The sequence below is a fragment of the Formosa sp. A9 genome, assembly GCF_051200825.1.
Lineage (GTDB): Bacteria > Bacteroidota > Bacteroidia > Flavobacteriales > Flavobacteriaceae > Formosa.
In genome coordinates this window covers 2,175,483-2,201,745 of record NZ_CP195158.1, presented here as the reverse complement: position 1 = coordinate 2,201,745, position 26,263 = coordinate 2,175,483, and the positions used below count along the sequence as shown (strand labels likewise).

Sequence of the window (26,263 nt, the reverse complement as noted above, 5' to 3'; positions counted from 1 at the left end):
AAAAGATTTATTAAAAGGGTAGGTTGGTGAATTTGACTTGAGATTAATTATTGGAGCCTTTTAAATACTTTTCTTTATGGTCTCTGCTTTTAATTTTACGTGCAGGTATACCAAATGCCAATATATTGTTGTCTATATTTTTATTAACAACCGACCCAGCGCCAATCACACAATTATCTCCTATAGTTATACGCTCTAAAATACTACATCCTATAGAAATCGCTGTACATGTACCAATAATTGTTTCTCCACCTATAGAAACACCTGGTGCAATACTCGAAAAATCATTGACTATTACGTCGTGCCCCACCGAGCTTTTCGTGTTAATAATGCAGTGTGAACCAATAAAGGCATCGCTATTAATAATTACGCCAGCCATAACTACAGTGCCATTATTTATAGTAACATTTTTACCTATTACTGCGTTCGGGTGTATGGCGGAGTAAAAATTAAAGGTAGGGGCTATTGCGGTTATTTTACTTTGCATTTTTAATCTCGTGCAATTATCTCCAATAGCAATAATGCCTCCCGAAATTTTATATTCTTTTTGTAAAGTAGGAATATCGTGTTCTGTTCCTAATACAGCGTATTCATATAGTGTGGTGTCTTTATCTTTAAACGAATCTATAAGGCCAACAATACGGTATTTTTTTTGTTGTTCTATTATATCTATAACAACTTTGGCGTGACCAGAAGCTCCAATTATTACAATGTTGTCCATGCGTTTGTTGTTCAGTGATTTACTTATTCGTTTTTTGAAAAATTCAATAAATATTCTTTTGTAAAAATATAAATATATTAAGATGTTTTTTATGTATAATAAGGCTTTTTAACTTAATTATCGGATAGTTAATCGAAATACATGTCTTGATTTAATAAAAAACACACTTTTTTAAAAAATTAGGTTTTAGTTTTGAAAGTGCTCAATACAGGTTCGTGGTCAGAAAGGTCTAATTTGAAGTTTCTGTGCTCCGTAATTTCAAAATTTTCATCGGTTAATATATGATCTAATTGTAACGGATACCACTTAAATAAATAATAGGTAGCCCCTAAATTAGTTCCTTTTTCAAAAAAGGAGTCTTTTAAATCGGTTTTTAATATGCGGTAAGGTAAGGAAAACGGCGTTGCATTAAAGTCTCCACAAATTATAGGGTTATACGAACAGGTTTTAACGTGGTTGGAAACAAGATTAGCTTGAGCAATTTGTTTTTGGTAAGTATTATGCCATAAATGTATGGTTTTAGGGATAGTATTTAAGTTGTTTTTGAGTTGATTTAAAACCAAATTATAAGATTCCAAGTGTATATTATATACTCTAATAGTGTCATTATCCAATTTAATATCGGCATAAGTGCTATTATTTTTAGTGCTAGGCATATCTACATACCCTGTATTGATAATTGGGTGTTTAGAAAATATAAAAGAGGTCGATTTATTGTAATCTTTTCTATACCCAAAAAATTTATACTCATAACCATCAAGTTGTTTACATGCTTTATAATTTGCTTCTTGTAAAACTAATATATCGGGTTGAATGGTGTTTACGAATGAAATTATTTCTTTAGGGACATTCATGTCTTTAATTTGCCCTTCTGAATTGAAACTTCTTGTATTGAAAGATAAAATTTTAAAACTCTTATTATTGGTGTTGGATTGAAGATTTGTTTCAGGGAATTTGTAAAACGGCCCATAACACCAAAATAGGATGATGAAACCAATAGCGAAGTGAAATTTTTTGAGTGTTAATCCAATACAAGCAGCAACTAAACTAATCAGCCAAATTAAAGGATAAGTTATACTGATTAACATAGATAGCAGACCTAAATTGAAGAAATAACTTAAAATGCTAACAAGGGTTAAGCAAAGTGTTACAGACATAAAAATATTCTTGATAGTGCATGTCATTTCAATTTTTTATCTCTTTAAAACATACATCATTAATTAATTTTATAAGGTCTTTATTAATAATATTTACATTAAAGCGTTCTTCGGCGTATGCTCTGCTGGCAAGCCCCATGGATTTAATTTTTTCTGGTTGATTTAAAAAGAATGCCATAGCTTGGGTTAATGCATTTAAATCTTGAGGCGGAATTAAAATGCCATTTTCGTCTTTTTTTATGGTTTCTCTACATCCAGGTGTATCTGTAGTAATAATTGGTAGGCCAACAGAAAGCGCTTCTAGAATAGATCTAGGTATGCCTTCCCGATAATAGGTTGGTAGTACAAAAACGTCACTATTATACAAGTGTTCGGGAACATTCTTTTGTCTACCATGGTAAACAATAATTCCTTCTTTATGTAGTTGCTTTAAGGCTTTAAGTTTTATGGCGGTAGGGGATTGGTCTGGTCCCCCAATAACGTGGAATTGTGCCTCTGGAAACTTTTGTTTTAGTGTTTTTGCAGCTTCTATAAACATATTAATGCCTTTTTCTTGTATTAAACGAGCTACAAATAAAAATCTAATATCAGGAGTGGTTTTAGTGTTTTCTCTAAATTTATATTTGTTAAAATTAACACCAGATCCGCTAACAAAAGCAACTTTGTTTTTAGGAGTTATAATATTTCTGTCTAAAAAAAGCGCATAGTCGTCTTTGTTTTGAAATACAATAACTTTGTTTTTACGTATAGAGATTTTATATAAAAATTCGTTTAAACGTTGTAAGGTTCTAGCTTTATAAGTTAATCCTGTAAAAGCAAACCCAAGACCTGTAATTAAAGAAATTACAGAAACATTAGATTGTTTTGCGGCTATCGAACTGTATATGACAGGTTTAACAGTGTAGGGGAATACCAGATCAATTTGATACTTTTTTATTATGAATTTAAGCTCGGAAATAGATTTTAAATCTTTAACAGGGTTTAAGCCAGTTCTTTCCAATTTAAACTCTATCGGGTGCGCGCCAATTGATTTTAACTCTTCTAATGTTTTTTCGGGATAATCTGGAGCTGCTGTGTAAACTTTATAATTGTTTTCGATTAAACTTTTTATGAAATCTCCTCTAAAATGAATTAAGGAAGGAGAGTATGATGCAACAATGAGTATGTGTTTTGGTTTCATTCAAAAAAATTATTGATTAAGGTATTTGTGGGTATACCATTTTTGAAAGCAATAGAAAGACCACACCCTAAATGTGCTGTCTTTTTTACTACTAAGATGATCTTTAACTAAATTGATAATCGTGTCTAGATTAAAGAGTCCTTGTTGTTTTAAAAATGTGGGTTCTATATAGCTTTCTAATTCTTTTCGTAAACTTTGTCTAAGCCAATCGCCTGTTGGAGAGCCAAATCCGCTTTTACTTTTTTCGAGAAAATCTTTAGGAAATTGATCTTCGAAAGCTGCTTTTAAAATGTGTTTTTTATTCCACCCTTTCATTAAATAATGTTCAGGTAAACTATTGGTAAAATCCCATATGGTTTTATTTAAAAATGGAGCTCTACATTCGAGAGAATTCATCATACTGGTTCTATCCACTTTAGGAAGCATTCCGCCTTCAAGACTCAATATTTTATCAATTCTTCTAAAATCGGTTAACGATTCGGCTTTCTGTATGTTTAAAATGTCTTTGTATTCAGAAAAAAGATTATTTACTAGATAGTCAGGTTTCAAGATTTCCGAAATTTCAGTATTGGTATTGGCTAAAGAAATGATATCCCAATAGAAATCGCCATTATAGTTAATGGCATGAAGCAAACGTTTAATTTTAAACTTTTTACCCCTAGCATCGTCTTTTGTAGCAAGAAGGTTTTTACTGTATTTTAATACCGATTGGTGTAGTGGTTTTGGAATTATGTTGGTATACTGTTTATTCATTTTACCAATATAATATTTGTTGTAACCACCAAATACTTCGTCGCCACCATCTCCGGTTAGGGCTACTGTAACGTGTTCTCTTGTTTTTTTAGAAAGCAGATGTGTAGGAAGCGATGCTGTGTCTGAAAAAGGCTCGTCGAAATTTACCAGAATATCGTGGATGTTATCTTTTAAATCGTTTTCATCAATAATAAATTCGTGGTGATTACTATTTAATAATTTAGCAACAATTCGAGATTTATCTGTTTCGTCATAACTTGCTTTTTTAAAGCCTATAGAAAAAGTGTCTATTTTTCGGTCTGTGGCTTGCGATAAGCATAAGGAAATGATAGAGGAATCTACACCTCCCGATAAAAATGTTCCGAGTGGTACATCGGATATCGATCGACTATCAACACTTTCATACACTAAATCTTTGGTTTGTTTTTTTGCGTCGTTAAACGATATGTTTTGTTTATGGGGTAAAGGTTCGGCGTTAATTTTATGAAGGCTGTACTCTTGGCTATCCAGATTGTATTCTATATAATGATTGGCTTCCAGTTTATGAATGGTGTCGTATATGGTATAAGGAGCCGGAATATATGTGAGCCTAAAATATAAGTTAAGACCTTTTTTTGAAATCTCTGGCGTAAAATCTAGAGTGTTTATAATAGATTTTAATTCGGATGCCCAAAGAAATTGCGTGTCTGTTTTGGTATAGTATAAGGGTTTTTCTCCAAAAAAATCACGGGCAATAAATAATTTGTTGCAGGTTTTGTCAAAAATACTAAAGGCAAACATACCGTCTAGCCACTTAAAAGACTCTACACCGTATTTTTCGTAGAGTTTTAAAATAACTTCGGTATCACTGGTTGTGCTAAATGTAATGCCTTCTGCTAATAGTTTAGATTTTAGCGTTTTATAGTTATATATTTCTCCGTTAAAAACAATAACAATTTGTTTGTCGTTTGTGTAAATGGGTTGTTTTCCAGACGTTAAATCTATAATAGATAATCGTCTCATAGCCATTCCTAGAGTGTAAGTGTTATGTTGTTCGCAAAAAAAGCCATCTTCGTCTGGGCCTCTATGGAGGATCAGGTTGTTCATTTTAGAAAGCATACTGTGCATAGCTTTCTCGTTAAGGCTGTTTTTATGTATAATTCCGTTAATTCCACACATAGGCTTAATTGTTTATAAACTGATAGAATTTAGAGTAAATATTTTTTAAGTTGTAAGCCTCGGCTCTTTGCAGACTTAGTTTACTGTAGGATGCTCGTTCTATAGGGTTGTTTTTTAAAAACTCTAGCGCTTTATACAGACCATCGTGGTCGTTGTTGTTAATTAAAAGCCCATATTTACCTTTGTAAAATGATCCGTTGCTTATAGAGATTGGGTGATTGTCGTTTAAAAGTTCTAAGGGGCCAGATAAACAATTTGTTGAAATACAAGGCAGTCCCATAGCCATGGCTTCTAATAAAGCATTGGGAAATCCTTCGGTAAAAGACGATAATACAAAGCAATGGTTGTTTAATAAATATTGGTTAACTTGTTTTACTTTGCCTTCGAGTATTACTTGTTTCTCTAGCTGTAGTGTTTTTATTTCTTCTGTTAAATAGTCTTTAAGCGGCCCATCTCCTAAAATGGATAATTTATATTGGTTTTTGGTATTATTTAAAGCACGTATAATCATAATATGATTTTTTCTTTTATTTAGCGTGCCTGCCGTTATTAGCTTTAAGCAATCTATAGTTTTATTAAGCGAATCTGGAATAATAGTGTTTTCTGGCAATTCTATTGGGTTATAAATAACTTCCATAGGAATATTCACCTTAAAGTTATCTTTTAAATCTTGATTAATGTAAACCGAATTCGAAAACAATTTATCACACTTATTGTAGTATATTGGATAAAATATTTTGGATATATAGAGTGATAATTTACTAGTTGTATTATCCGAAGGGAAACCCCGCTCGCTAATTATGGTTTTGATATTTTTATTACGGTTCGCAACAATACCATTAACAATATTAGGAAAGGCTAAAAAAGAAACCGAAGTACTAATGTTCTCTGCTTTTAAAAATGCTTGATATGTTTTAGTAAAGGCAATTAAATCTTTAAACTTTAAATAAAATGGGCGATTTGCCGATTCTTTAGACAAACAATGAACCTTGACTTGTTTGGGAATAGGGAAGTGAATATGGTTATAAAACAATACAAGGGTAACGTTATAATCGTGAATCAGCTCTTTAAGCAATAAACTTATTACTTTTTCGGCACCACCACTCCCCAGAGTAATGCTTAAAATGCTAATATTTGGTTTTTGAGTTTTCATTAAGGTTTAAACTACTTTTTTACAATTTCCAGGAATAAATCTTCGTACTGTTTTAGAATTTTTTCTTTATTGAATTTTTTATAAACAGAATCGCGTACTATTTGTGGATTCCACACCTTATCTTCGTTTAATCTTTGTAAAAATTCTTCTTCATTTTCAACAAGATAACCGTTTATGCCGTTTTCTACAATTTCTTTAGTTCCTCCAGGGACATTAAAAGCTATTACGGGTGTGCCAACCACGCAACTTTCAAGTAAAGCGTTTGGGAAACCTTCTACATAAGACCCTTGAAGGAAATAGTCACTTTCAATAAGAAAGTTATTTACTTCTGAGGTGTATGGTATGTGTTCGATGTATTGAGTTAAAGAAAGCTCTTTTGCTTTGTTCAAGATTACATCCTTAATACTTCCATCACCAATAATTATGTATCTGAATTGATACTTTAATGCCGATAATAATTTTAAAATTCTAATATGCCCTTTAACTTCGGTAAGTCTGCCAACAGTTATAAATGTTTTAATTCGTTGAGTCTTTTTTTCTTTAATATTAGGAAGTTCCGAAATAGGGTTGTTTATAATACAAGTTTTTTGTTTAGGTATGCCATAATTTAAAATCATATCTTCAGCCATATCTTGAGACTGACAAATGATGATATCTAAATTTTTGTAATTATTTTTAAAAAAATGGGCTAGAGACCATTTTTTATTACTTGTTTCATTTTTTCGTTTACTTAATATGGTTGCTTCTCTTCCTACAAATTTTGTTTTTGGAAATAGAGGAGATATTAGCGCCATTGCTGTATTGGTATGGGCAATCGAACTCATTACTATTTTGGGATTCAATTTAATTAATTGATAAACTATAAATGGTAATGCATAAAGTACTCTGGATTTATGTAGAAAAATTGTTTTAACATTACTTGTGTTGTAAGTGCTATCTTTAGGGAAGCCAGCGATTAAAAGAACAGGAGTAAATTTATTTTTGTCGATGTTTTGAGAAATAAAAGAGACAACGCGTTCTGCGCCACCAGCAACTAGTGAAGGAAGAATAAAGAGTATTTTTATTTTTGTATTATTAATCATTTATTGAGTTATTCTTAATATCCTCTATAATTTTAGGTAGTTGCCCTGCTATTTGTTTAGCGGCTTGTTCATGTCCGTAGCATGTCCAGTGACTATCATAATCGAATGTCCAACCTTGCCCTTCTCTTGTATTTAAAACGATGACCTTAAACCCCTCCGCAATACATTTATTTATAATGTTTTGGTCTGAATCTGGATGAAATATTAGAATCTTATTAGTTATTCCATAGTTTGATGAAATATATTCAATGAGTTCAAATACCTCTTTTTGGTGTTTAAATGTATTTGCGGCTATTATGTTATCCTTATTTTTTGACTCGGTTTTTTCATTCATTTGCATAGTTGCAGGCGAAAATCTATTGTATAGGTAATATGCTAATTTCCAATTATAAAGTATTATTTTTAGTCCGGGAGACTTTAATTTACCTTTTATAATTTTTTTGTTTTTAAGTTCTAACTGTGTGATATCATTTAATTCTTGTATCTCTACAATACTTTCATAAAAGTCGTTATTATTAAGGTAAATTGTGTTAATTAAAGGTTTAAGATGATTTAGTTCTTCACAAATTTCCATAGCTTCTATTAAGGAAACCCCAGATCTTCCAGCTTCCATAAAATTGTTTTGAGGCATATAGTTTTTTAGGAAGGCGGCTTGATGGCAGTTGTTTGGGTTCATGAAATTTTCTATAAATGAGTCTCCAATTAGTAAAATTAAATTATCAAATTTCAATGGTAATTCTCCTGGCCAGCCTTTATCATTTATCATCCATTTATGATGTCCTCCTTTCCAATATCCCTCTTGATTTGGGACATATTTTTGAATACCATGGTTTGTAATAACTCTTTTAGGAATGTCAGAAACAAGATGAAACATCCTTACTATTATTTCTCCTAAAAAAATGAGAAACATCAAAAACAAAATAATATTTTTTAAGAATTTATACATTTTAAAATTGAAAGTAAATAAACTGTTGTTCTTCGCCTGTAAAACAAAACATGAGAATTATTAATAAAAAATAGAATGCCCAACGTATAGGTTTTTTTATAAAATCAATTTTAGAAATAGCAAACTCATTATTTCTTCCTAACCATTCTATTATTATAAAAAATAAAATTAATCCTAGAATGGTTGTGGGTAAAATACTTGGTATGGAGAACAGTGAGCTAGTAAACATTTTATTTAAATAAGAAAAAGCATTACTTACATTATCAGATCTAAAAAATACCCAAGCAATTAGAGTAATAAAAAATGTAAAACTCATTTGAGATATTTCTTTTAAATTAGGTAGTATTTTGCCTTCTGCTACAATATCTGTATTTAACCGATTTTGCTTTAATAATAAAAGCGGTAAAAAATAAATGGCGTTAAGGGCTCCCCAAATAATGAAGGTCCAATTTGCTCCATGCCAAAAGCCGCTGACAATGAATATTATAAATGTATTTCGAACTTTCATTAAAGTTCCTCCGCGACTACCTCCTAATGGAATGTATAGATAATCTCGAAACCAGGTAGATAAAGAAATATGCCACCTTCTCCAAAATTCGGCGATATCTCTAGAGAAGTAGGGGAAAGCAAAGTTTTTCATTAAATCAAAACCAAATAATCTTGAGATACCTATTGCTATATCTGAATATCCAGAAAAGTCTCCATAAATTTGGAGGGCAAAAAAGAAGGCTCCAAGCAATAAAGTGCTTCCTGAATAATCTTCGTAATTATTAAAAATAATATTTGCATACTGGGCACAATTATCTGCGATAACAATCTTTTTGAAAAATCCCCAGATTACTTGCCTTAAACCAAATACAGCCGTTTGATAGTTGAATTGCCTTTGTGTTTTAAATTGGGGTAAAAGGTTAGTGGCTCTTTCTATAGGCCCAGCAACTAGTTGCGGAAAAAAACTAACAAAAGCTAAAAAACCAATGAAATCTTTAGTTGGTTTTAGCTTTTTGTTATATACATCAATTGTGTAACTTAAGGTTTGGAAAGTATAAAAACTAATTCCCACAGGTAATAATATATTTAGAGTCCTAATTTTTAAAGGGTATCCAAAGAAGGTAAAAGAAGTAACTAAACTGTCTATGAAAAAGTTGAAGTATTTAAAAAAAGCCAAAAAACCTAAATTGACACAAATGCTAATCCATAACAATAGTTTTCTATTGTATTTGTTTTCTGTTTTGTCGAGTTTTAATCCTATACTGTAGTCAAGAATAGAGCTAAATGCTATTAAAGATAAAAATCTCCAATCCCACCAGCCGTAAAATACGTAACTTGATACTGCTATTAGTAAGTTTTGACTTTTTATATTTTTAGAACCAATACTCCAATAAAGAATAAAGACTATAGGTAAAAATATGAAGAATTCTAAAGAGTTAAACAACATATATCGGTTAGTTTAGAGGTTTTGGCTGTTAATAAATATTTTTATGTTTAGTAATTCAAAATAATAAGGTTTTGTTAGACATTTTAATTTTAATTAAGGTGTCTTATTATTTTATTGATATCGAATTTTTTTATTTCTTTAGCTGGGATTCCAGCTATCATCATATTTTCATTTAAGAATGATTTGTTTACAACGGCATTAGCAGAAATGGTGCAATTATTAGCTATTATAATATCTCCATAAATTTTAGCACCTGGTCCTATATATACATTATCTCCAATTTGAGGTGCCTTTTGCGATCCGCCTGAGGCACCTATATTAGTACAGGCATGAATTCTACAATTTTTTCCAACTTTAGTATTTCTATTGATTACAATTGTACCATAATGAACAATAGCTAACCCAGGGCCAAACACATTAATGGGTATTGAAAAACCTAGTTTAATAGATAGCTTTCTAAATTTATATTTTAAATAAAAATAATAAATCTTATTAATTCCAAAATTTTTACAATTATGGTGATATTCCAATTTTCTTAATAATTTTTGAAATTTCCAGATTGATCCAGGGATTAAAAAATTTGTTATTTTAAAATAAAAAGAAGAATTATTAATGTTTAATGCTTTTTTGTCATCATTTAAATATTGTAAGTATTTTTTTTTTGAATCTATCATATAAGCATTTTTAAAAGTTATTCATTAATATATCTGTTACTTGCTTACTCGCTTTATTTGCTGCTTTGTAATTGGCATGGTGGTAATCGGCAAAATCTTCATCATTATAAAAATAAGTATTAGATTTAAATGTATTTAAATCGTAATATGGCGTGTTTTGATTTTTCATAAACTCTTTAAAAAAAAGGTTTTCTTCATCCTTTTTGCTTAATTGTAAACGAGTGGGGGGGTAAGGAGCTCTAATGCAAATAAGCTTAGTATTATGATTATTACAGATGTCTTTGATTTTATTAAAATACTTTAAAAAACGGTCTTCGTTAAATTGAGTATTATTAAAATTTGATATTGGCTTAAAGTCCTTAATATTTTTTAAACTTACTGTAGTTGTATCGTATAAATATCCATTAATCCAATTGTCCTCTTTCCTAGGGGTTTTGTTTTTAGCAAATACCCCCAATAAGTCTTGTTTCATATGATTATTGAATTTTAAAACAGGAATGAAATAATTTAACACCCCAGTTTTTCCAAAACCTTCAATAATTAAATTTGACTTATTTTCGAAAGAACTAAAAAATGATGCATTTGAAAACACTTGACTAAAGTCATGTGAGTTATCAGAAGAAGGTAGAAATACATCTAAAAATATATATTTTGGAGATTGATATTCGTAAATTTCTTTTAATGTATAGTATGACTCAGCTATATCTTGAGCTGAAGTTCCCATGTTGAATGATTGTGTATTTAAAATAGAGTCTATAATTTTTGGATTGTAAGCACTATAAGCTCTACTAGTCCCTAGTATAATTATTTCAAAATTGTTTTTCTTTTTATGGATATTGACCCATTTTAGATAATTTTTATGTGTTTTATTGTAAATAGCTTTATATGAAGAATATTCATAATAAAAGTTTACGATTACATTTATAACAATAAAGAAAAATAGACCCTTAAATATTTGAATAATAAAACGTTTCATCTTTGAAGTGCATTAACACCATTTTAAAGTAAATATGTTACTTACTTGTTTATTATTCAAAAAAAATCTTTGAATTGACAATAAAATACTTCGATCTGTATTTATTGTTATGGCTTATTGATTTTTTAGCTTTTCAGTACTGGGGAAACTTTGAGTATTAATAGGATAATCTATAATATAACCAATGTAGATAAACAGAGCTATAAGGTATGGTTGGTTTATTACAGTTTGAAGACTTAACATGAAAATGCACATTGTTAAAAGTAAAGATAAAATAAAAAAGCTTAATTCTCTCGAAAGATTAAGTGTCCTCTTAAAGTATATGCTTAGCATGAATAAGAAAAAAATTAAAGTGAAAATACCTGCATCTGCCCATACGCCTACTATAGTATTGTGGCCGTGTAGAGAGATAGCAAAATCAATTCCATTTCCTATTATTGGATGTTGATATACGTGTTCTAGCAAATTTAAAAGTAAATCAGACCGTCCAGAATCATTTACTTTATCTGTATTGAAGCTTAATAAGTTTACAACATTATTAATTTTATCTCTTTGTTGACCAACCAAATTAATTCCTGAAGTTAATTTGTCAATGTTTATTAATACTAAGTATACAATAGGTAAAATACTTAGCGCAGCTGTTAGTTTTAGCCCTTTAAAAAAATTATGGTTTAATAAAATAATAGAAATTAAAAAAACTATAAAGCCAGTAGTTGAGAAGGTTAACGTTATGGTGTAAAACATAAAACCAGCTAAAATTATTTTTAATAATTTATAATATTTTTTTTTAGGGAAATTGTTTTTATAAACTAGAATAAAAGCGAGTATAGCAACTAAAGCTGTATTGTTGGCGTCACCAAAAACCCCTTCAGCTCTATCGAGTTTATAAATATAAATGCCATTGCGGTCCAAATCGAAATTTATATTATATAAATATATAGCTAATAAAGATGATGTTACAAAAGAATATAAAATTACATTTTTAAAAATTAGTCTGTTATCTTCGTTTTTTAAATATATGTAAAACGCTAATACATAAATGAACGGGATTGAGCTAAATAAAATATTTGCTTCGGTGCCATATAATGCACTAGCTAATGTGGCAAAAGAGAAATATATAATGTAATAAATTATCCAAAGTCTTGCCGTTCTTGAGTATTCTCCAGGATGATTGATATTTAGCAAAATTCCAGTTAAAAGCAACCCAATATTACTGTAAGCTATTAATTGAGCTATTGATGGAGAGATAAATCTCGCAACAAAAACTTGAAGATTAAATATTGTAATTATTAATGGTACTAAAAAAAAAATACCGTTTAATATGTTTTTTTTCATCTTTTTAAGATTTTACTAAAAATATCTAAATAACTTTCGTAAATACTATGAATGTTAAATTGATCTAAGGATTGACTTCCCATGCTTGCTAATCGTTCTCTTAATTCAGGATATTTAATCAACTGCTCTAATTCTTTTTGCATGTCAACTATGTTTTGATCTTCTACGAGAATACCATTAATGTTGTGTTTAATAATGTCTGATGGGCCTGTTGTACAATCAAAAGAAATGCATGCCATTCCTTGAGACATTGCTTCAATAAGAACCATTGGTAAACCTTCAAATCTTGATGTCATAATGTAAATTTCTGATTTCCTCATCAATTCTGAAATATTATTAGAGTACCCTTCAAATACGACTTGTTTTGAGATATTATATTGTTCAGCTAAGGATTCAAGAAATTTAAGACCTTTATCACCACTACCTACTAATTTTAATTGCCAATTACTGTTAGCTTTTAAAATGGGTGCAATTAGTTTCAGTAAAGTATCAAATCCTTTATGATGGTAACGGTTTAAGTCCCCTACAGCTAAAATGGTTTTATCTCTAATACGTTGTTTTTCTTTATAAATTTTGAAAGAACAGGGATTTGGCATTAAGAAACCGTTTACTTTTCTTTTTTTATAGTAATCCAAATCAAATTTGGTAAGCACTGTAAGGGCATCTGTATATCTATAAAAATACTTTTTTGTTAAACTTCCTATTAAATCTGTTTTTTTAAGGTGATTATTGTGCTCGGATGAAATTACTTTAATGAAAAATATTTTAGAGACTATGATTGCAATAAAATTTGTTTGTGTCATAAAAGGAATCATAATATCAGGCCTGTTTTCTTTTTTACGGTAGTAAGAAATTAAGTTTGTTAAATACCTTACAGTGTGGTTTTTAATTCCTTTTTTATGAAGTCTAATTCGTTTTACGTTCTCATTAGGTTTAAAGGTTTCGGGTTCGTTAAATGTTATTATGGTTACATCTAAACCTTGGGTAGAGAAATAATTAGCTAAAAGAATTAAAACTCTTTCAGCTCCTCCAGCTACTAGCGAACTTATTATAAAATGTATTTTCATTTATTAATTTTAAGATATTGTTTGTAGGTAAACCCAAAATAAAAGAAGCTGCTAATTATTAAAACACTGGTAGTGCTTATAGCTAATCCAAAAACATCAAAATATTTAACTAAAACGTAATTTAGTATACAGTTAACAATTAGGTTTAAAAGTGAAACCCATGCCATGAATTTGTTTTTATTAATACTAGTAAGAAATTTAACTATAACTAAAGTTGAAATATAAAACGGGAGATGTAATATTAAAATCTTTTGAATTAGGGACACTTTTAAGGTGTCTTCGTGGTTAAATTCATTTTTTTCAAATAGAAATTCAATAATCCAATCAGATGTTAATATAATTATTAGAGCGATTACAGAGCCTAAACCGACAACAATTTTTAAGGTTTTAAATAATTGTTTGTAAGCACCCTTTAAATCATTATTAACTAAAGTCGAAAAGTGAGGTAGTAAAACATTTCCAAGAGCTGTTATAATTATAGTGATGCCAAAAGAGGGAATTTTTGCACCATAATTTAATGCAGCGATTGATCCGACCATTAATTGTGCTGCAAAAAATTGATCAATATAATTGTTCATTGCGGTAAGAAAACTCGAAGATACTTTAGGGGGTAATTGTCGTATCATTAGTCTTGTGTTTTCATTTATTGTAGGGCGGCCTAGGTTTAGCTTTTTATACTTTAGTGCAAAAAAAATTAAAAATAATAAGCTTATTACTCCGCCTGTTAACGTTCCTAAAGTTAAAACTAAATGGCCTAATTCATTTTTAAAGTAAAAAATAAAAAAAATTATGGTTAATAGTGGGAAAATATCAGAAACAGTTGATATAAGAAACTTATTTGATATTTCAAGAAAACCTTTTATGATTGATGAAAATCCCCACAAAAATAAACATGGTAACAGTATGTATAACTGGGATTTTATAAGCTGGTAATAACTACTTGAATGTCCTGGGTAAATATACTCTAAAAGAAGGTCGGTAGTTAAATAAGCGATTAAAACAGAGAATATTGAAATACTTAAAGTTATAATTAATATTACGGTTTGTAAGCTTTGTATATTTCCATTTTTTTTTAATTCTAAAATATAGTTTGGGATAAAAATATTTTTTAGTGAATTAATAAAAACACTCTGTATAAAAGAAGGTACTAATATTGCGATAAGGAATGTGTCTAATATTTCTGATAAACCAAAATTACTAGCAATTAATGTTTCTTTGTAAAAAGCAATAAACTTTATAAGTAAAGTTAAGAGACCAACAATAATCATGTTTTTTATCACAGAATTATTATATAGGCCTTTTAATAAACTAAAAATGTTTTTTACTTTAAGAGAGTGCATCTTGCTTTCGAAATACTTAGTTTAAAAAAATTTGCTCCTTTTAATTTTAATATCACTTACATCTAAATGATCTACTTTATTAGTCGTATGTGTTGAAATTATATTAGGATCCCAGTTAGGAGTTATAGATTTAATAACAGTCTCAGCATAAGCTGATTCATTTAGTTCGTTAATTTGAGATAAATTTAATCCATAACCGTAATGATTAGAACAATTTTGAGATGGTCTAATAATTAAATCATTGTCTTTAAAAATTTTTCCTGCTGGTCTAGAATTTTTTACATCATTTATAATTGGATTTAATGGATGAGGAGTCCATTGATTTGAAAATAAACTTGTTGATGAGAATAAATGTAATTGTATGTTTTTCGAATTTTCCTCATGTTTTTTCATATTGGTAAACATCCAATAAGTGTCTCCATCTTTGTATATGGTTGTATCTACAGCACTAACGCCTGTCATTAAGGTTTTTTTAAATTTCCATTCGTATGGAAATTTAATACATTCATATAATTGAATATCTTTATTTCCACTGGACTCAGGAATCATAAAATAAGTTCCATTGTCTAGAAAGACAAAAGGATACGATAAATGGTAGTCTTTTTCTAAAATTTTTATAGGTTGTGTGTGTTTTCCATGTTTATCAATTTCCATTACTGAAATATGACCTAATTTTCTTTTATAAATTAATTCTTCAAAAAAAATATAGTACCTATTATTATGTTTTATAAGAAAGGGGTCTGCCCAAAATTTATCTTTAGACGTTTTTATTTGTTTGTATTTCTTGTAATTGTAAATTTCTGATTCATCGCTATTGAATATAATTGTCCACTGATAGAAATAGAAGAAATCATTTAAAGTTTGAAATAGTTTTTTGGTATAAAGTTTTATAACATAGTATAATATGTTTAAATTACTTGGTGGGTTATAAGGTAAAGTAGCACTTTTTAAAGGAAAGATTTTAGATTTGGTTCTTATTTTTTCCTGAAATAAAAGCTCATTAGAGGATAAGAGTTTTAGATTATCTATTATTAATGGTATGGTTTGATTTTTAATATTAATTAAGTTTCTTGAATAGCTTATTTTATCTAAGCAAATAGAAGTTTGGTCTATAGTGTTAACATAAACTTCATTTTTTTTTAACATTCGTAATGTGCTAACAATTTCTGGTTGCTTAGATAGCATTTCCCATATAATGTATGGTCTTTTATTTATTTTATCTAAATCACAATGCGAGAAAAACCAAATTCCGTAAACAGAAATATTAAGAAAATGTTTTGGAAGCTTATCATCTGTTAGATTTAGTACCAAATCCAACTCATAACCCTTAAACGTATTTGTCGAGAAGTTATTTATACATAGCTCAGGTATGTCTTTAAATAATTCAGATGTGGTAACTTTTAATGATCTTGCATTTCTTTGAAGTCTGGTAAAAATGTATTTGTCTAATTTTACAAAAAAATTGAAAATTAAAGAATCTGTTTCTTTTTTTTTAGGTGCTTTTATAACATGTGTTAGTTGGCAACAATTCAGATTTTTTATTTCAGATATTATTTTTTTTTGCCATAAATTATTTTTGTCATTATAAACAATAGCAATTCTTATTTTTTTTTTCATTTAAGCTTTAGTGATAATAAAAATTAGAATATCTAAATCTAATATAGTAAAACTTAAATTGATTTGGCATTAAATTATCTGGTTATTAATTATTTCTTTACTCTAATCTATATTAATAGTAGTACTTCATTTACAATTTAAATGTAGTTGTTTTCTTTGAAACGTTAAACTTTTAAAGTTATCGTCCAAAAAAAAAAAAGCGACGTATATAATACAAACGATTAAAATTTAAATGTAAGTTAATTCCCTCTGAATCAGTCTTTTTATCGAATTAATTTACGTTTTAACGTTTATTTTGAAAATTATTTTTAGATTGCCCCCAAATTAAAATGTTTATGAGAGCCCCAAAAACTTCGACAAATTACATTTGTAATTCACATATCTTTTTTAAATTATTTCTTATTCTTTTTCTACTATTTAGTTTTAATGGTTATGCACAAGAGGCATTAGCTTTTCCTAATGCTAAAGGTGCAGGTGCATATACAACAGGTGGAAGAGGTGGAAAAGTTATTCATGTCACTACTTTAAATTGGGATGGACCAGGAAGTTTAAAAGAAGCTTTGCGTACACAAGGACCAAGAACAATAGTGTTTGATGTAAGTGGAGAAATTGATGCCACTAGTCAAGGGGCATATAGTACTATAATAAGCGGAGCGGCTTATAATGATGTTACAATTGCTGGGCAAACTGCTCCAGAAGGAGGTATAACTATTCGCACGTCCGAATTTATGTTTACTAATGTAAGCAACATAATAATAAGATATATAAGGTTTAGAGGAGATAAAGGTAGTGCTCAAGATGCTTTTTGGTTAGGTGGAGGTAGTAATATAATTATAGATCACTGTACTTTTAGTCATGGTGGTGATGAATCTGCAAGTTTGGCATCCAGTTCTGGTAGCATGGGGGATATAACGATGCAAAATTGTTTTTTTCAGGATAGTAAAACAGGTAGTATATTAGGTGTAGATGATGTAAAAGGTAATTTTACTTTTATTAATAACTTGTATAGTGGTATTTCTCATAGGTTTCCTAATCCTAAAGGAGAAGGTCATTACGATATTATCAATAATGCAGTTTACAATTGGAAAAATAGATTAATCAGAATAACAGGAGGAGGAACTTATAATGTTATCAACAACTATTATAAACCATCTAAAAGAGGGTTAAGGAGCTCTGCTTGGTTTGGTTCAGGGAAGATTTCTTTCTTACAAAAGCTACAGACAAGAGCGACAGATAATCCTTTAATTTATACTGCAGGAAATATTGTAACGGGCCAAAGAGAAACACCTTTATTAGATGATTCTGATATGTGGCATGTATTTGCTGGATCTCATTTAAGTGAAGGCATGTTAGTTCCAAAATCTTATTTTACATCATCTCAATTCAAATTAGTGGGGAAAGCGTATGATATTGAATCAGCAAATCAGGCTTTTAATAATATAATAAACAATGTTGGGGCTAACAAATATTTGCAAGCAAACGGAACGTTTACTGTTTATCTTGACAGTAAGGATGAAAGCGACCTTCAAATGGTGAAGAATGATACATATTCAGGTTCTTTTTTTGACGATAGATCAACAATACCTTACCCTACAGTACCTAACAACACCCGTCCTTCAAATTACGATACAGATCAAGATGGTATGGCTGATGAGTGGGAAAGAAATACTTTTGGCGATTTGAGTCGTGATGGTAAAGGAGATCATGATGGCGACGGTTACACTGATTTAGAAGAATTTTTAAACGGTGTAGATGGAGGTAACACTACAACTCCAGAAGAAGATTTAGAAGTAAATGCAGGTCAAGATCAAACAATTTGCGAAGGAGAGCAAGTAACTTTAAAAGCTTCGGGTGCTGACTCTTATGAGTGGAATACAGGAGAAACAACACAAAGTATTACGGTCTCACCGAGCAAAACAACAACTTATACTGTTACAGGAACAAGCGATTCTGGAAAAACGAATACAGATCAAGTTACAGTAACAGTAGTAGAAACACCTATTGTTAATGCAGGTGATGATGTAGAGATTTGTGAAGACAGTTCAGTCGAACTTACAGCTTCTGGTTCTGGAGATTTTAAATGGAGTACAGGAGAAACAACGAAAACAATTACGGTAAAACCAGATAAAACTACCACTTATACGGTTACAGCTTCAAATGGCACATGTTCAAGTTCCGATGAAGTTAAAGTAACCGTAACGCCCAGGCAAACGATAAACGCCGGCAGTGATGTTACCATAGAATTAGGAGAAAGCACAACGTTGTCAGTATCCGGAACGGGATCTATTAGATGGAGTACAGGAGAAACTACGCGTGAAATTACCGTCTCACCAGATAAAACTACAGTGTATACAGTAACCGTTTCTCAAAATGGCTGCGAATCTCAAGACCAAGTACGCGTCACTGTAGAAGCAACAAAGATAGAAGTAGAAGCAGATGCCGGTGAAGACCAAACAATCTGTTCTGGCGAGAGCGTGACCTTAACCGCTTCAGGCGGCTCGAGCTACGAGTGGAGCACAGGCGAGACGACCAGGAGCATCACGGTAAGCCCATCGGAGACGACAACCTACAGCGTTGTGGTATCAGAAGAGGGCGAGAGCGACACGGCAGAAGTTACTGTAACTGTCAATGCATTACCAAACGCAAATGCCGGTGCCGACCAAACCATCACCCAAGGTGAGAGCGTAACCTTAACTGCTTCAGGTGGATCAAGCTACGAGTGGAATACAGGGGAAACGACCAGAAGCATCACAGTGAGTCCAAATGCGACAAGGAACTATACAGTAGAAGTCTTCAACAGTGCGGGCTGTTCGGATACGGACCAAGTACGTGTCACTGTAGAAGCAACGAAGATAGAAGTAGAAGCAGATGCTGGTGAAGACCAAACGATCTGTGTTGGCGAGAGCGTGACCTTAACAGCCTCTGGGGGATCTAGCTACGAGTGGAGCACAGGCGAGACGACCAGAAGCATCACAGTGAGTCCATCAGAGACGACAACCTACAGCGTTGTGGTATCAGAAGAGGGCGAGAGGGACACGGCAGAAGTTACAGTAACTGTCAATGCATTACCAAACGCAAATGCCGGTGCCGACCAAACCATCACCCAAGGTGAGAGCGTAACCTTAACTGCTTCAGGTGGATCAAGCTACGAGTGGAATACAGGTGAAACGACCAGAAGCATCACAGTGAGTCCAAATGCGACAAGGAACTATACAGTAGAAGTCTTCAACAGTGCGGGCTGTTCGGATACGGACCAAGTACGTGTCACTGTAGAAGCAACGAAGATAGAAGTAGAAGCAGATGCTGGTGAAGACCAAACGATCTGTGTTGGCGAGAGCGTGACCTTAACAGCCTCTGGGGGATCTAGCTACGAGTGGAGCACAGGCGAGACGACCAGAAGCATCACAGTGAGTCCATCAGAGACGACAACCTACAGCGTTGTGGTATCAGAAGAGGGCGAGAGGGACACGGCAGAAGTTACAGTAACTGTCAATGCATTACCAAACGCAAATGCTGGTGCGGACCAAACCATCACCCAAGGTGAGAGCGTGACCTTAACCGCTTCGGGCGGCTCGAGCTACGAGTGGAATACAGGGGAAACGACCAGAAGCATCACAGTGAGTCCAAATGCGACAAGAAACTATACGGTAGAAGTCTTCAACAGTGCGGGCTGTTCGGATACGGACCAAGTACGTGTCACTGTAGAAGCAACAAAGATAGAAGTAGAAGCAGATGCAGGTGAAGACCAAACGATCTGTGCGGGCGAGAGCGTGACCTTAACAGCCTCTGGGGGATCTAGCTACGAATGGAGCACAGGCGAGATGACCAGAAGCATCACGGTAAGCCCATCGGAGACGACAACCTACAGCGTTGTGGTATCAGAAGAGGGCGAGAGCGACACGGCAGAAGTTACAGTAACTGTCAATGCATTACCAAACGCAAATGCTGGTGCGGACCAAACCATCACCCAAGGTGAGAGCGTGACCTTAACCGCTTCGGGCGGCTCGAGCTACGAGTGGAATACAGGGGAAACGACCAGAAGCATCACAGTGAGTCCAAATGCGACAAGGAACTATACAGTAGAAGTCTTCAACAGTGCGGGCTGTTCGGATACGGACCAAGTACGTGTCACTGTAGAAGCAACGAAGATAGAAGTAGAAGCAGATGCTGGTGAAGACCAAACGATCTGTGTTGGCGAGAGCGTGACCTTAACAGCCTCTGGGGGATCTAGCTACGAGTGGAGTACAGGCGAGACGACCAGGAGCATCACGGTAAGCCCATCGGAGACGACAACCTATAGCGTTGTGGTATCAGAAGAGGGCGAGAGCGACACGGCAGAGGTTACAGTAACTGTGAATGCATTACCAAACGCAAATGCCGGAGCCGACCAAACCATCACCCAAGGCGAGAGTGTGACCTTAACCGCTTCAGGAGGCTCAAGCTACGAGTGGAATACAGGAGATGATACGTCTAGTATAGTTGTAACACCAGAGGATACTACAGTATATTCTGTAATAGTTTATAATGCCAGTGGCTGTTACGATATTGCCGAAGTGACAGTTACAGTTGAAGCATTTAAAGGAGGTGGAGATGAAGGCGACGAAGGAGATATAGAAGAGGGTATAGTTACACCAAACTTCGAATTTAATATGTATCCTAATCCAACCTCTGGCATATTAAATTTAAAAATTGCCGGCTTAGAATCGGGAACACCAGTAAGAGTTTACGATATGTTAGGTAAATTATTAATAGACGATTATATTCCTGCTTCAGATGGTAATGAAATTAATAAGGTTTTAGACTTATCGCGCTATCCAAAAGGGTTTTATTTATTAACACTTCAAGTTAAGGGTAAAACGATAACCAAAAAAGTAGTGCTGAATAATTAATATTTAGAAATTTTAAAAGTGAGAGCCTTCATAATTGTCTAACGACTTTATGAAGGTTTTTTCTTTTTAATAGTTTTTATTTGCAAAGCTTATTCTGTATTTTTCATTTTTATAAATAATAAGAACTAATCCATGAAGAATATCTTTTTCCTATTGTGTTTTACGATGTTTTATATGCATTTGAATGCGCAAACAGCATCTAAACCTTTATTTCGGGATCCAATATTTGATGGTGCAGCAGATCCAACAGTAATTTGGAACGATGCCGAACAGAAGTGGTTTATGTTTTACACCAACAGACGGGCAAACTTGAAAAATGCGTCTGGTGTAGCATGGGTACACGGTACTAAAATAGGTGTTGCGGAATCTTCGGATAATGGAAATACCTGGACCTACAAAGGGGTTTGTAATATCCCTTATGGTGAGGATGATTATTCGCATTGGGCACCAGAAGTTATAGCTTATGAAGGGGTATATCATATGTATTTAACTATCGTTCCGGGAACGTTTTCCGATTGGAAACATCCGCGTTATATAGCACATTTTACGAGCCAAAATTTAATGGATTGGGAGTTTCGGTCAAAATTGACTTTAGCTACAGATAAGTGTATCGATGCTTGTGTTTTTCGTTTACCTAATGGAGACTGGCGTATGTATTACAATAATGAAAAGGATGGAAAATCGATGTATTATGCCGATAGTAAAGATTTGTACAATTGGGTAGATAGTGGTAAAAAAGTTGTAGGCGATAAAGGGGGGGAAGGGCCAGATGTTTTTGAGTGGCAAGATAGTTATTGGATGATTGTAGATAATTGGTCGGGTTTAGGTGTTTATAAATCGGATGATTTAGTGCATTGGAACCGTCAGGAACAGAATATTTTGAAAGCACCAGGAACTGGCGAAGACGATCAAGTTATTGGTGGGCATCCAGGAATAGTTGTAAATAACGACCGTGCTTTTATCTTCTACTTTACACATCCTGGAAGAACGCCAGAGAATAAAGGAGTGGATACGTACGCCACTAGAAGAAGCTCTATTCAAGTAGCCGAATTGGAGTTGGTGGATGGTACGATAACTTGTAACCGTAACAAACCAGTGCAGGTGCAATTACATTAGTATATTAATTATGAAGAAACAAACAAGACGACAATTTGTTAAACATATTGGCATGTTAAGTGCAGCTGGCTTAGCGACGCATCCCGTTTTATCGCACAGTTTTACGGAAGCTGTTAATCGATTTCCAGAAAAGGATTCATCAGGGTTAACAATACTATTTCAAGGCGATTCTATAACCGATGGTAATAGAACTAGACATTTAGATTGGAACCATGTTATGGGGCATGGTTTTGCGTACTTAATTTCAAGTAGATTATGGTGCGACTATCCCGAGCAGGAATTGATGTTTTACAATAGAGGTGTTAGTGGAAATACCATTAACGATTTAAACACACGTTGGCAGGACGATACTATAGATTTAAAACCAGATATTGTGAATATTCTAATCGGTGTAAACGATATTCTAGCGGCTATACCTCAAGGAAATTTGCCGATAGAACAAATGGAAACTGATTATAGAGCGCTATTAACACGTACCAAAAACGCTTTACCTGATGCTAAAATAGTACTTTGCGAACCTTTTATTTTAGATGTTGGCCATGTTACTAAGCAATCTGATTTATGGCATAACTATACTAAACAAGTCCAACAGTTGGTGAAGCAATTAGCGAATGAATTTAATGCTGTCCACATAGCGTTTCAGAAGCATTTTGATGCAGCTTGTTTACGTGCTAAACCAGACTATTGGATTTGGGATGGTATTCATCCTATGCCTGCAGGTCATGAACTTATGGCTAGAGTTTGGATAGAGCAAATGAAACCTAATTTACCTTTTATCAAATAATGTAGTCGGTTGTTATACTATTTTAAAAACAAAAAAGTGATTTTTGTTTAGCGAAACGATTTGATGTTTAAAGGGGGGGGGTTAATCCAAATGAAACACTTCAATCAATTCTGTGGAAACAGGACTAAAATCAGAGTTAGTTTCCATGAGTTCGGCCATGTGTTCCCACCAGTGTTTGCAAGTTTCGGTAGAGGCAATGGCGTTCCATTGAGTTTCCGATTCTATTTCTACATAACCAAACGTGTAACAGGTGGCTTCATCTAAAAAAATGCTGTAGTTATGTACGCCGTGGGCTTTTAATACGAGTTGTAATTCGTTCCAGATTGGGTTGTGGCGTTGTTTATATGTTTCAATCTTATCTGGATATAATTTCATTTTAAAGGCTTTTCTAATCATGATGAAAGAGTTTTTGAGATTTTTATGAGTAAAATGTTTTACGATTTTTAGTTGTTTCTGATAAAGGAAACATCGTCAACCTGACAACTCGCTTGCGCGTCTCCGTCGGCGTAAAAGCCAATTTCAACCTTACCATTTTTAACGGAAACTGCTTCAAGGCTTATGGTTTGCCAGTGTTGGTTTGTATTTTTTATAAGCGTTTGTTTTTTATTGCCGCCACTTTCCGCATACATGGAGAGTGCTTTAAATTTATCGTTGGTTTTTACCTTAGCCGTTAGGGTGTAGCTACCATCTTCAATCGGAACGTAAGTTGTGGCTTCAATAATTTGATAGACTTTGCGTTTAAAAGGCACTTGGTCTTCAATATTTAAACTTTTTTCACCAATCACTTTTTGTCTATCTCCCTGACTGTTGAAATAATTAAGCTGTGGCGACTCGGCTTCGCCAACGACTGTTGTACGACCTTGATAAAATTGCGTCACCCAACCCGTGATGTGTGCTTGTATGGGTTTTACTGGTGAAGGAATCACACGACGATCCGCTTCAAAACTTGGGTTTTTTACATAATTATTGTCTTTTGCTACTTGCCATTCGCCTGTGCTTTCGTCTAATTCCCATGAATTTAAGGAATTAAAAATCGGTGTGTCACCATCAAACGATAAGGGCATCCATTGATTATAACCTAAACCATTTCCTGCAAAATTAGCCCAGCGATCGCCACAATACACCACGGTTTCTTGTTTGCTACCTTTTACGTTTACAAAAAAGCCGGTTTGGGTAATATGGGCAAAATCGTCCATGCAACCTGGGGTTATTAACATTTCATTCGTTGGCGTATAAGGCCCTTTTATGTTATCGGAAACGAGGTAGTAGGCGTACGACGAATCCCAACCATAGAGGTTCGATGCAAATACATAATACTTGCCGTTGTATTTAAACATACAATTGCCTTCGCGTCCTTTACCTTGAAATATTTGGTTGCAATCCAGTAAATCGACTTTACCGTTTTTTACACCAATTTCCGAAATGTAAATTTTATTTCGGCCTCGTCCGTAGGAATAGACCAAATACGATTTCCCCGTGTCGTAATCGGTAAATACGGTTTGATCGCCGGTGTTTGGCGTACCAATCCTATCGGTCATATCCAAACGGTTATGTATTTTAAAGTTGCCCACAGGCGAATCGGCTGTCGCAATTAGCACGCTATTGTTATGCTGAATAAAAAGTGCATATTCCTTCTTCTCCGGAATATACACGACACCCATACGTCCCAACCAACCCGTTTTGCCGTCTTGGGCTACGGTTTGTTTTTCCAGAACATTATTTTCGAAAGTCCAGTTTACCAAATCGGTCGAGCTATAGCAAGTTACCGCGACAAAATGATTTTGCTCTTGGGTTATGGCTGGGTTTTCTCGGTATAATTCGGCTTCCTTATAATGCACGCCATACCAATAATATTTGTTTTCGCCGGTTTTTGGGTCGGGAAATGTAAAAATTCCGCCACCTTGACTGTAAATGGGTTTTCCGTTTGTTGTGTTCCAGAATTGGTCGTTTTTAATGTTTTTGAATTGTGCCTGTAACACATTCTGAAAAGAAAAGACTAGGATAAAACAAAAGGAATAAACAGTCGTTTTTTGAAGGTTTAAACTTTTAATCATTAGCTTTCAGGTTTTGAATGATTGGTGATAATGTTTCAACCCAAACCGAGTATCCTTCAGGGGTTAGATGAGTGCCGTCGTTCGTTAATTCATCTTTAATAAAGTCCGCATCGTTTACAAATTGCTGATGTAAATCAATGAGATTGTAGTACTGTTTATTAGCTTTTAATAGCTGGTTAACTTCGGTGATATGTGCTTGTAAATAGTTGTATTTTGTGGGTAACACCGTTTGCACATAAACAGCCGTATTGGGTGATTCACGTTTTATGGTTCTTGCAATTTTTACGATATTTTTGCCCACATATGTCGCCGAAGGAATGCCTTCGTTTTTATGGAGGTTGAACAAATCGTTAATACCGATAAGTATAAATACGGCTTTGGGTTTAAAGTAAATGATTTCGTCCAAACGCGCTAAAATACCATCTGTAACATCGCCTGCAATACCGCGATTCCGGATGCCTGTAGTGTTAAATTTCTCACTCCAATCTCTACCCATTTGCGTGATGCTATTCCCTAAAAACACAATCTCACCAGGCTTTAGCGGTTGTTCTTTAAATTGCTTTATCCTTCTGGGATATTCTTTAGAAGTCCAGGCATTGTGATATGTTATTTTTAGAGTGGTGTCTGGATATAAACTGTCTATTGGGGTAGACTGTTGTGCGAAAAGGTTAATTCCGCAGCAGAAATAGAGACTTATAATTAGTGTTTTTATGAGAAGTTGTTGTTTCATTGGTCTCAGTCGTTAGTTGAAACTATGTACTTTTAGTGCAAGACTTTCAGTTTCTATAAATATTTTTTCGCCACGAATGCACGAATATTTGACATA

The 26,263-nt window shown here is 33.1% G+C and carries 20 protein-coding genes; 3 read left to right on the top strand and 17 right to left on the bottom strand.

The window, feature by feature from the left end:
• Nucleotides 1-43: 43 nt before the first annotated feature.
• The 14 genes from ACR9EA_RS09800 to ACR9EA_RS09735 form a co-directional block, all read right to left on the bottom strand.
• Entirely contained in the window at nt 44-721 is a 678-nt protein-coding gene (locus ACR9EA_RS09800; protein ID WP_435132225.1) for an acetyltransferase, read from the bottom strand.
• A 179-nt stretch (nt 722-900) separates the two neighbouring features.
• Nucleotides 901-1,905: an endonuclease/exonuclease/phosphatase family protein gene (locus tag ACR9EA_RS09795; protein ID WP_435132221.1), complete on the bottom strand. Its 1,005-nt coding sequence runs from the start codon at nt 1,903-1,905 to the stop codon at nt 901-903.
• A gap of 1 nt (nt 1,906) precedes the next feature.
• Entirely contained in the window at nt 1,907-3,058 is a 1,152-nt protein-coding gene (locus ACR9EA_RS09790; RefSeq protein ID WP_435132219.1) for a glycosyltransferase family 4 protein, read from the bottom strand.
• A gap of 9 nt (nt 3,059-3,067) precedes the next feature.
• Nucleotides 3,068-4,969: an asparagine synthase (glutamine-hydrolyzing) gene (gene asnB, locus ACR9EA_RS09785; protein WP_435132217.1), complete on the bottom strand. Its 1,902-nt coding sequence runs from the start codon at nt 4,967-4,969 to the stop codon at nt 3,068-3,070.
• A 4-nt stretch (nt 4,970-4,973) separates the two neighbouring features.
• The gene (locus ACR9EA_RS09780; protein WP_435132214.1) at nt 4,974-6,122 is read right to left on the bottom strand and encodes a glycosyltransferase; all 1,149 of its coding nucleotides are present in this window, start codon (nt 6,120-6,122) and stop codon (nt 4,974-4,976) included.
• Nucleotides 6,123-6,133: 11 nt separating this feature from the next.
• Nucleotides 6,134-7,204 (bottom strand): glycosyltransferase, encoded by a 1,071-nt coding sequence (locus ACR9EA_RS09775; RefSeq protein WP_435132212.1) that lies wholly within the window; start codon nt 7,202-7,204, stop codon nt 6,134-6,136.
• On the bottom strand, nt 7,197-8,150 hold the full coding sequence (locus tag ACR9EA_RS09770; RefSeq protein WP_435132209.1) for a hypothetical protein: 954 nt from the start codon (nt 8,148-8,150) through the stop codon (nt 7,197-7,199). Before ACR9EA_RS09770 ends, ACR9EA_RS09775 begins: the two co-directional genes overlap by 8 nt.
• Before the next feature lies 1 nt (nt 8,151).
• Complete coding sequence (locus ACR9EA_RS09765; protein WP_435132206.1) at nt 8,152-9,585, bottom strand: MBOAT family O-acyltransferase; 1,434 nt, start codon at nt 9,583-9,585, stop codon at nt 8,152-8,154.
• A gap of 89 nt (nt 9,586-9,674) precedes the next feature.
• Nucleotides 9,675-10,259: a serine O-acetyltransferase gene (locus ACR9EA_RS09760; RefSeq protein WP_435132203.1), complete on the bottom strand. Its 585-nt coding sequence runs from the start codon at nt 10,257-10,259 to the stop codon at nt 9,675-9,677.
• A 10-nt stretch (nt 10,260-10,269) separates the two neighbouring features.
• A complete protein-coding gene (locus tag ACR9EA_RS09755) occupies nt 10,270-11,235 on the bottom strand; it encodes a hypothetical protein (protein WP_435132201.1) in 966 nt (321 codons plus the stop codon).
• Between the two features lie 114 nt (nt 11,236-11,349).
• A complete protein-coding gene (locus ACR9EA_RS09750) occupies nt 11,350-12,570 on the bottom strand; it encodes a hypothetical protein (protein ID WP_435132199.1) in 1,221 nt (406 codons plus the stop codon).
• Nucleotides 12,567-13,637 (bottom strand): glycosyltransferase family 4 protein, encoded by a 1,071-nt coding sequence (locus ACR9EA_RS09745; protein WP_435132196.1) that lies wholly within the window; start codon nt 13,635-13,637, stop codon nt 12,567-12,569. The genes ACR9EA_RS09750 and ACR9EA_RS09745 overlap by 4 nt, the downstream gene beginning before the upstream one ends.
• The gene (gene murJ, locus ACR9EA_RS09740) at nt 13,634-14,905 is read right to left on the bottom strand and encodes a murein biosynthesis integral membrane protein MurJ (RefSeq protein ID WP_435132193.1); all 1,272 of its coding nucleotides are present in this window, start codon (nt 14,903-14,905) and stop codon (nt 13,634-13,636) included. The genes ACR9EA_RS09745 and murJ overlap by 4 nt, the downstream gene beginning before the upstream one ends.
• Nucleotides 14,906-14,998: 93 nt before the next feature.
• Complete coding sequence (locus tag ACR9EA_RS09735) at nt 14,999-16,594, bottom strand: glucosamine inositolphosphorylceramide transferase family protein (RefSeq protein WP_435132190.1); 1,596 nt, start codon at nt 16,592-16,594, stop codon at nt 14,999-15,001.
• Nucleotides 16,595-16,929: 335 nt separating this feature from the next.
• Here ACR9EA_RS09735 and ACR9EA_RS09730 point away from each other — a divergent pair, with 335 nt between their 5' ends.
• From ACR9EA_RS09730 to ACR9EA_RS09720, 3 genes are all read left to right on the top strand, one after another.
• Complete coding sequence (locus ACR9EA_RS09730; RefSeq protein ID WP_435132187.1) at nt 16,930-21,483, top strand: T9SS type A sorting domain-containing protein; 4,554 nt, start codon at nt 16,930-16,932, stop codon at nt 21,481-21,483.
• A gap of 132 nt (nt 21,484-21,615) precedes the next feature.
• Entirely contained in the window at nt 21,616-22,599 is a 984-nt protein-coding gene (locus ACR9EA_RS09725) for a family 43 glycosylhydrolase (RefSeq protein WP_435132185.1), read from the top strand.
• Between the two features lie 10 nt (nt 22,600-22,609).
• Nucleotides 22,610-23,383 (top strand): SGNH/GDSL hydrolase family protein, encoded by a 774-nt coding sequence (locus ACR9EA_RS09720; RefSeq protein ID WP_435132182.1) that lies wholly within the window; start codon nt 22,610-22,612, stop codon nt 23,381-23,383.
• Nucleotides 23,384-23,464: 81 nt separating this feature from the next.
• Here the strand turns inward: ACR9EA_RS09720 and rhaM are convergent, their stop codons facing one another.
• The 3 genes from rhaM to ACR9EA_RS09705 are packed head-to-tail and all read right to left on the bottom strand — an operon-like array spanning nt 23,465 to nt 26,167.
• The gene (gene rhaM, locus ACR9EA_RS09715; protein WP_435132178.1) at nt 23,465-23,779 is read right to left on the bottom strand and encodes an L-rhamnose mutarotase; all 315 of its coding nucleotides are present in this window, start codon (nt 23,777-23,779) and stop codon (nt 23,465-23,467) included.
• 47 nt (nt 23,780-23,826) lie between these two features.
• Nucleotides 23,827-25,437 carry a family 43 glycosylhydrolase gene (locus ACR9EA_RS09710; protein ID WP_435132176.1) on the bottom strand — a complete coding sequence of 537 codons (1,611 nt, stop codon included), beginning with the start codon at nt 25,435-25,437 and terminating at the stop codon, nt 23,827-23,829.
• Nucleotides 25,430-26,167, bottom strand: a complete 738-nt coding sequence (locus ACR9EA_RS09705; RefSeq protein ID WP_435132173.1) for a GDSL-type esterase/lipase family protein — start codon at nt 26,165-26,167, stop codon at nt 25,430-25,432. The genes ACR9EA_RS09710 and ACR9EA_RS09705 overlap by 8 nt, the downstream gene beginning before the upstream one ends.
• Between the last annotated feature and the right edge of the window lie 96 nt (nt 26,168-26,263).

Bases quoted from the DNA above. Each gene is read 5' to 3' on its own strand.
- ACR9EA_RS09765 (WP_435132206.1), bottom strand. From the start codon at position 9,585: ATGTTGTTTAACTCTTTAGAATTCTTCATATTTTTACCTATAGTCTTT.
- ACR9EA_RS09775 (WP_435132212.1), bottom strand. From the start codon at position 7,204: ATGATTAATAATACAAAAATAAAAATACTCTTTATTCTTCCTTCACTA.
- rhaM (WP_435132178.1), bottom strand. From the start codon at position 23,779: ATGATTAGAAAAGCCTTTAAAATGAAATTATATCCAGATAAGATTGAA.
- ACR9EA_RS09705 (WP_435132173.1), bottom strand. From the start codon at position 26,167: ATGAAACAACAACTTCTCATAAAAACACTAATTATAAGTCTCTATTTC.
- ACR9EA_RS09745 (WP_435132196.1), bottom strand. From the start codon at position 13,637: ATGAAAATACATTTTATAATAAGTTCGCTAGTAGCTGGAGGAGCTGAA.
- ACR9EA_RS09790 (WP_435132219.1), bottom strand. From the start codon at position 3,058: ATGAAACCAAAACACATACTCATTGTTGCATCATACTCTCCTTCCTTA.
- ACR9EA_RS09760 (WP_435132203.1), bottom strand. From the start codon at position 10,259: ATGATAGATTCAAAAAAAAAATACTTACAATATTTAAATGATGACAAA.
- ACR9EA_RS09770 (WP_435132209.1), bottom strand. From the start codon at position 8,150: ATGTATAAATTCTTAAAAAATATTATTTTGTTTTTGATGTTTCTCATT.
- ACR9EA_RS09750 (WP_435132199.1), bottom strand. From the start codon at position 12,570: ATGAAAAAAAACATATTAAACGGTATTTTTTTTTTAGTACCATTAATA.
- ACR9EA_RS09730 (WP_435132187.1), top strand. From the start codon at position 16,930: ATGAGAGCCCCAAAAACTTCGACAAATTACATTTGTAATTCACATATC.
- ACR9EA_RS09720 (WP_435132182.1), top strand. From the start codon at position 22,610: ATGAAGAAACAAACAAGACGACAATTTGTTAAACATATTGGCATGTTA.
- ACR9EA_RS09795 (WP_435132221.1), bottom strand. From the start codon at position 1,905: ATGACATGCACTATCAAGAATATTTTTATGTCTGTAACACTTTGCTTA.
- ACR9EA_RS09780 (WP_435132214.1), bottom strand. From the start codon at position 6,122: ATGAAAACTCAAAAACCAAATATTAGCATTTTAAGCATTACTCTGGGG.
- ACR9EA_RS09725 (WP_435132185.1), top strand. From the start codon at position 21,616: ATGAAGAATATCTTTTTCCTATTGTGTTTTACGATGTTTTATATGCAT.
- ACR9EA_RS09755 (WP_435132201.1), bottom strand. From the start codon at position 11,235: ATGAAACGTTTTATTATTCAAATATTTAAGGGTCTATTTTTCTTTATT.
- asnB (WP_435132217.1), bottom strand. From the start codon at position 4,969: ATGTGTGGAATTAACGGAATTATACATAAAAACAGCCTTAACGAGAAA.
- ACR9EA_RS09710 (WP_435132176.1), bottom strand. From the start codon at position 25,437: ATGATTAAAAGTTTAAACCTTCAAAAAACGACTGTTTATTCCTTTTGT.
- ACR9EA_RS09800 (WP_435132225.1), bottom strand. From the start codon at position 721: ATGGACAACATTGTAATAATTGGAGCTTCTGGTCACGCCAAAGTTGTT.
- ACR9EA_RS09735 (WP_435132190.1), bottom strand. From the start codon at position 16,594: ATGAAAAAAAAAATAAGAATTGCTATTGTTTATAATGACAAAAATAAT.
- murJ (WP_435132193.1), bottom strand. From the start codon at position 14,905: ATGATTATTGTTGGTCTCTTAACTTTACTTATAAAGTTTATTGCTTTT.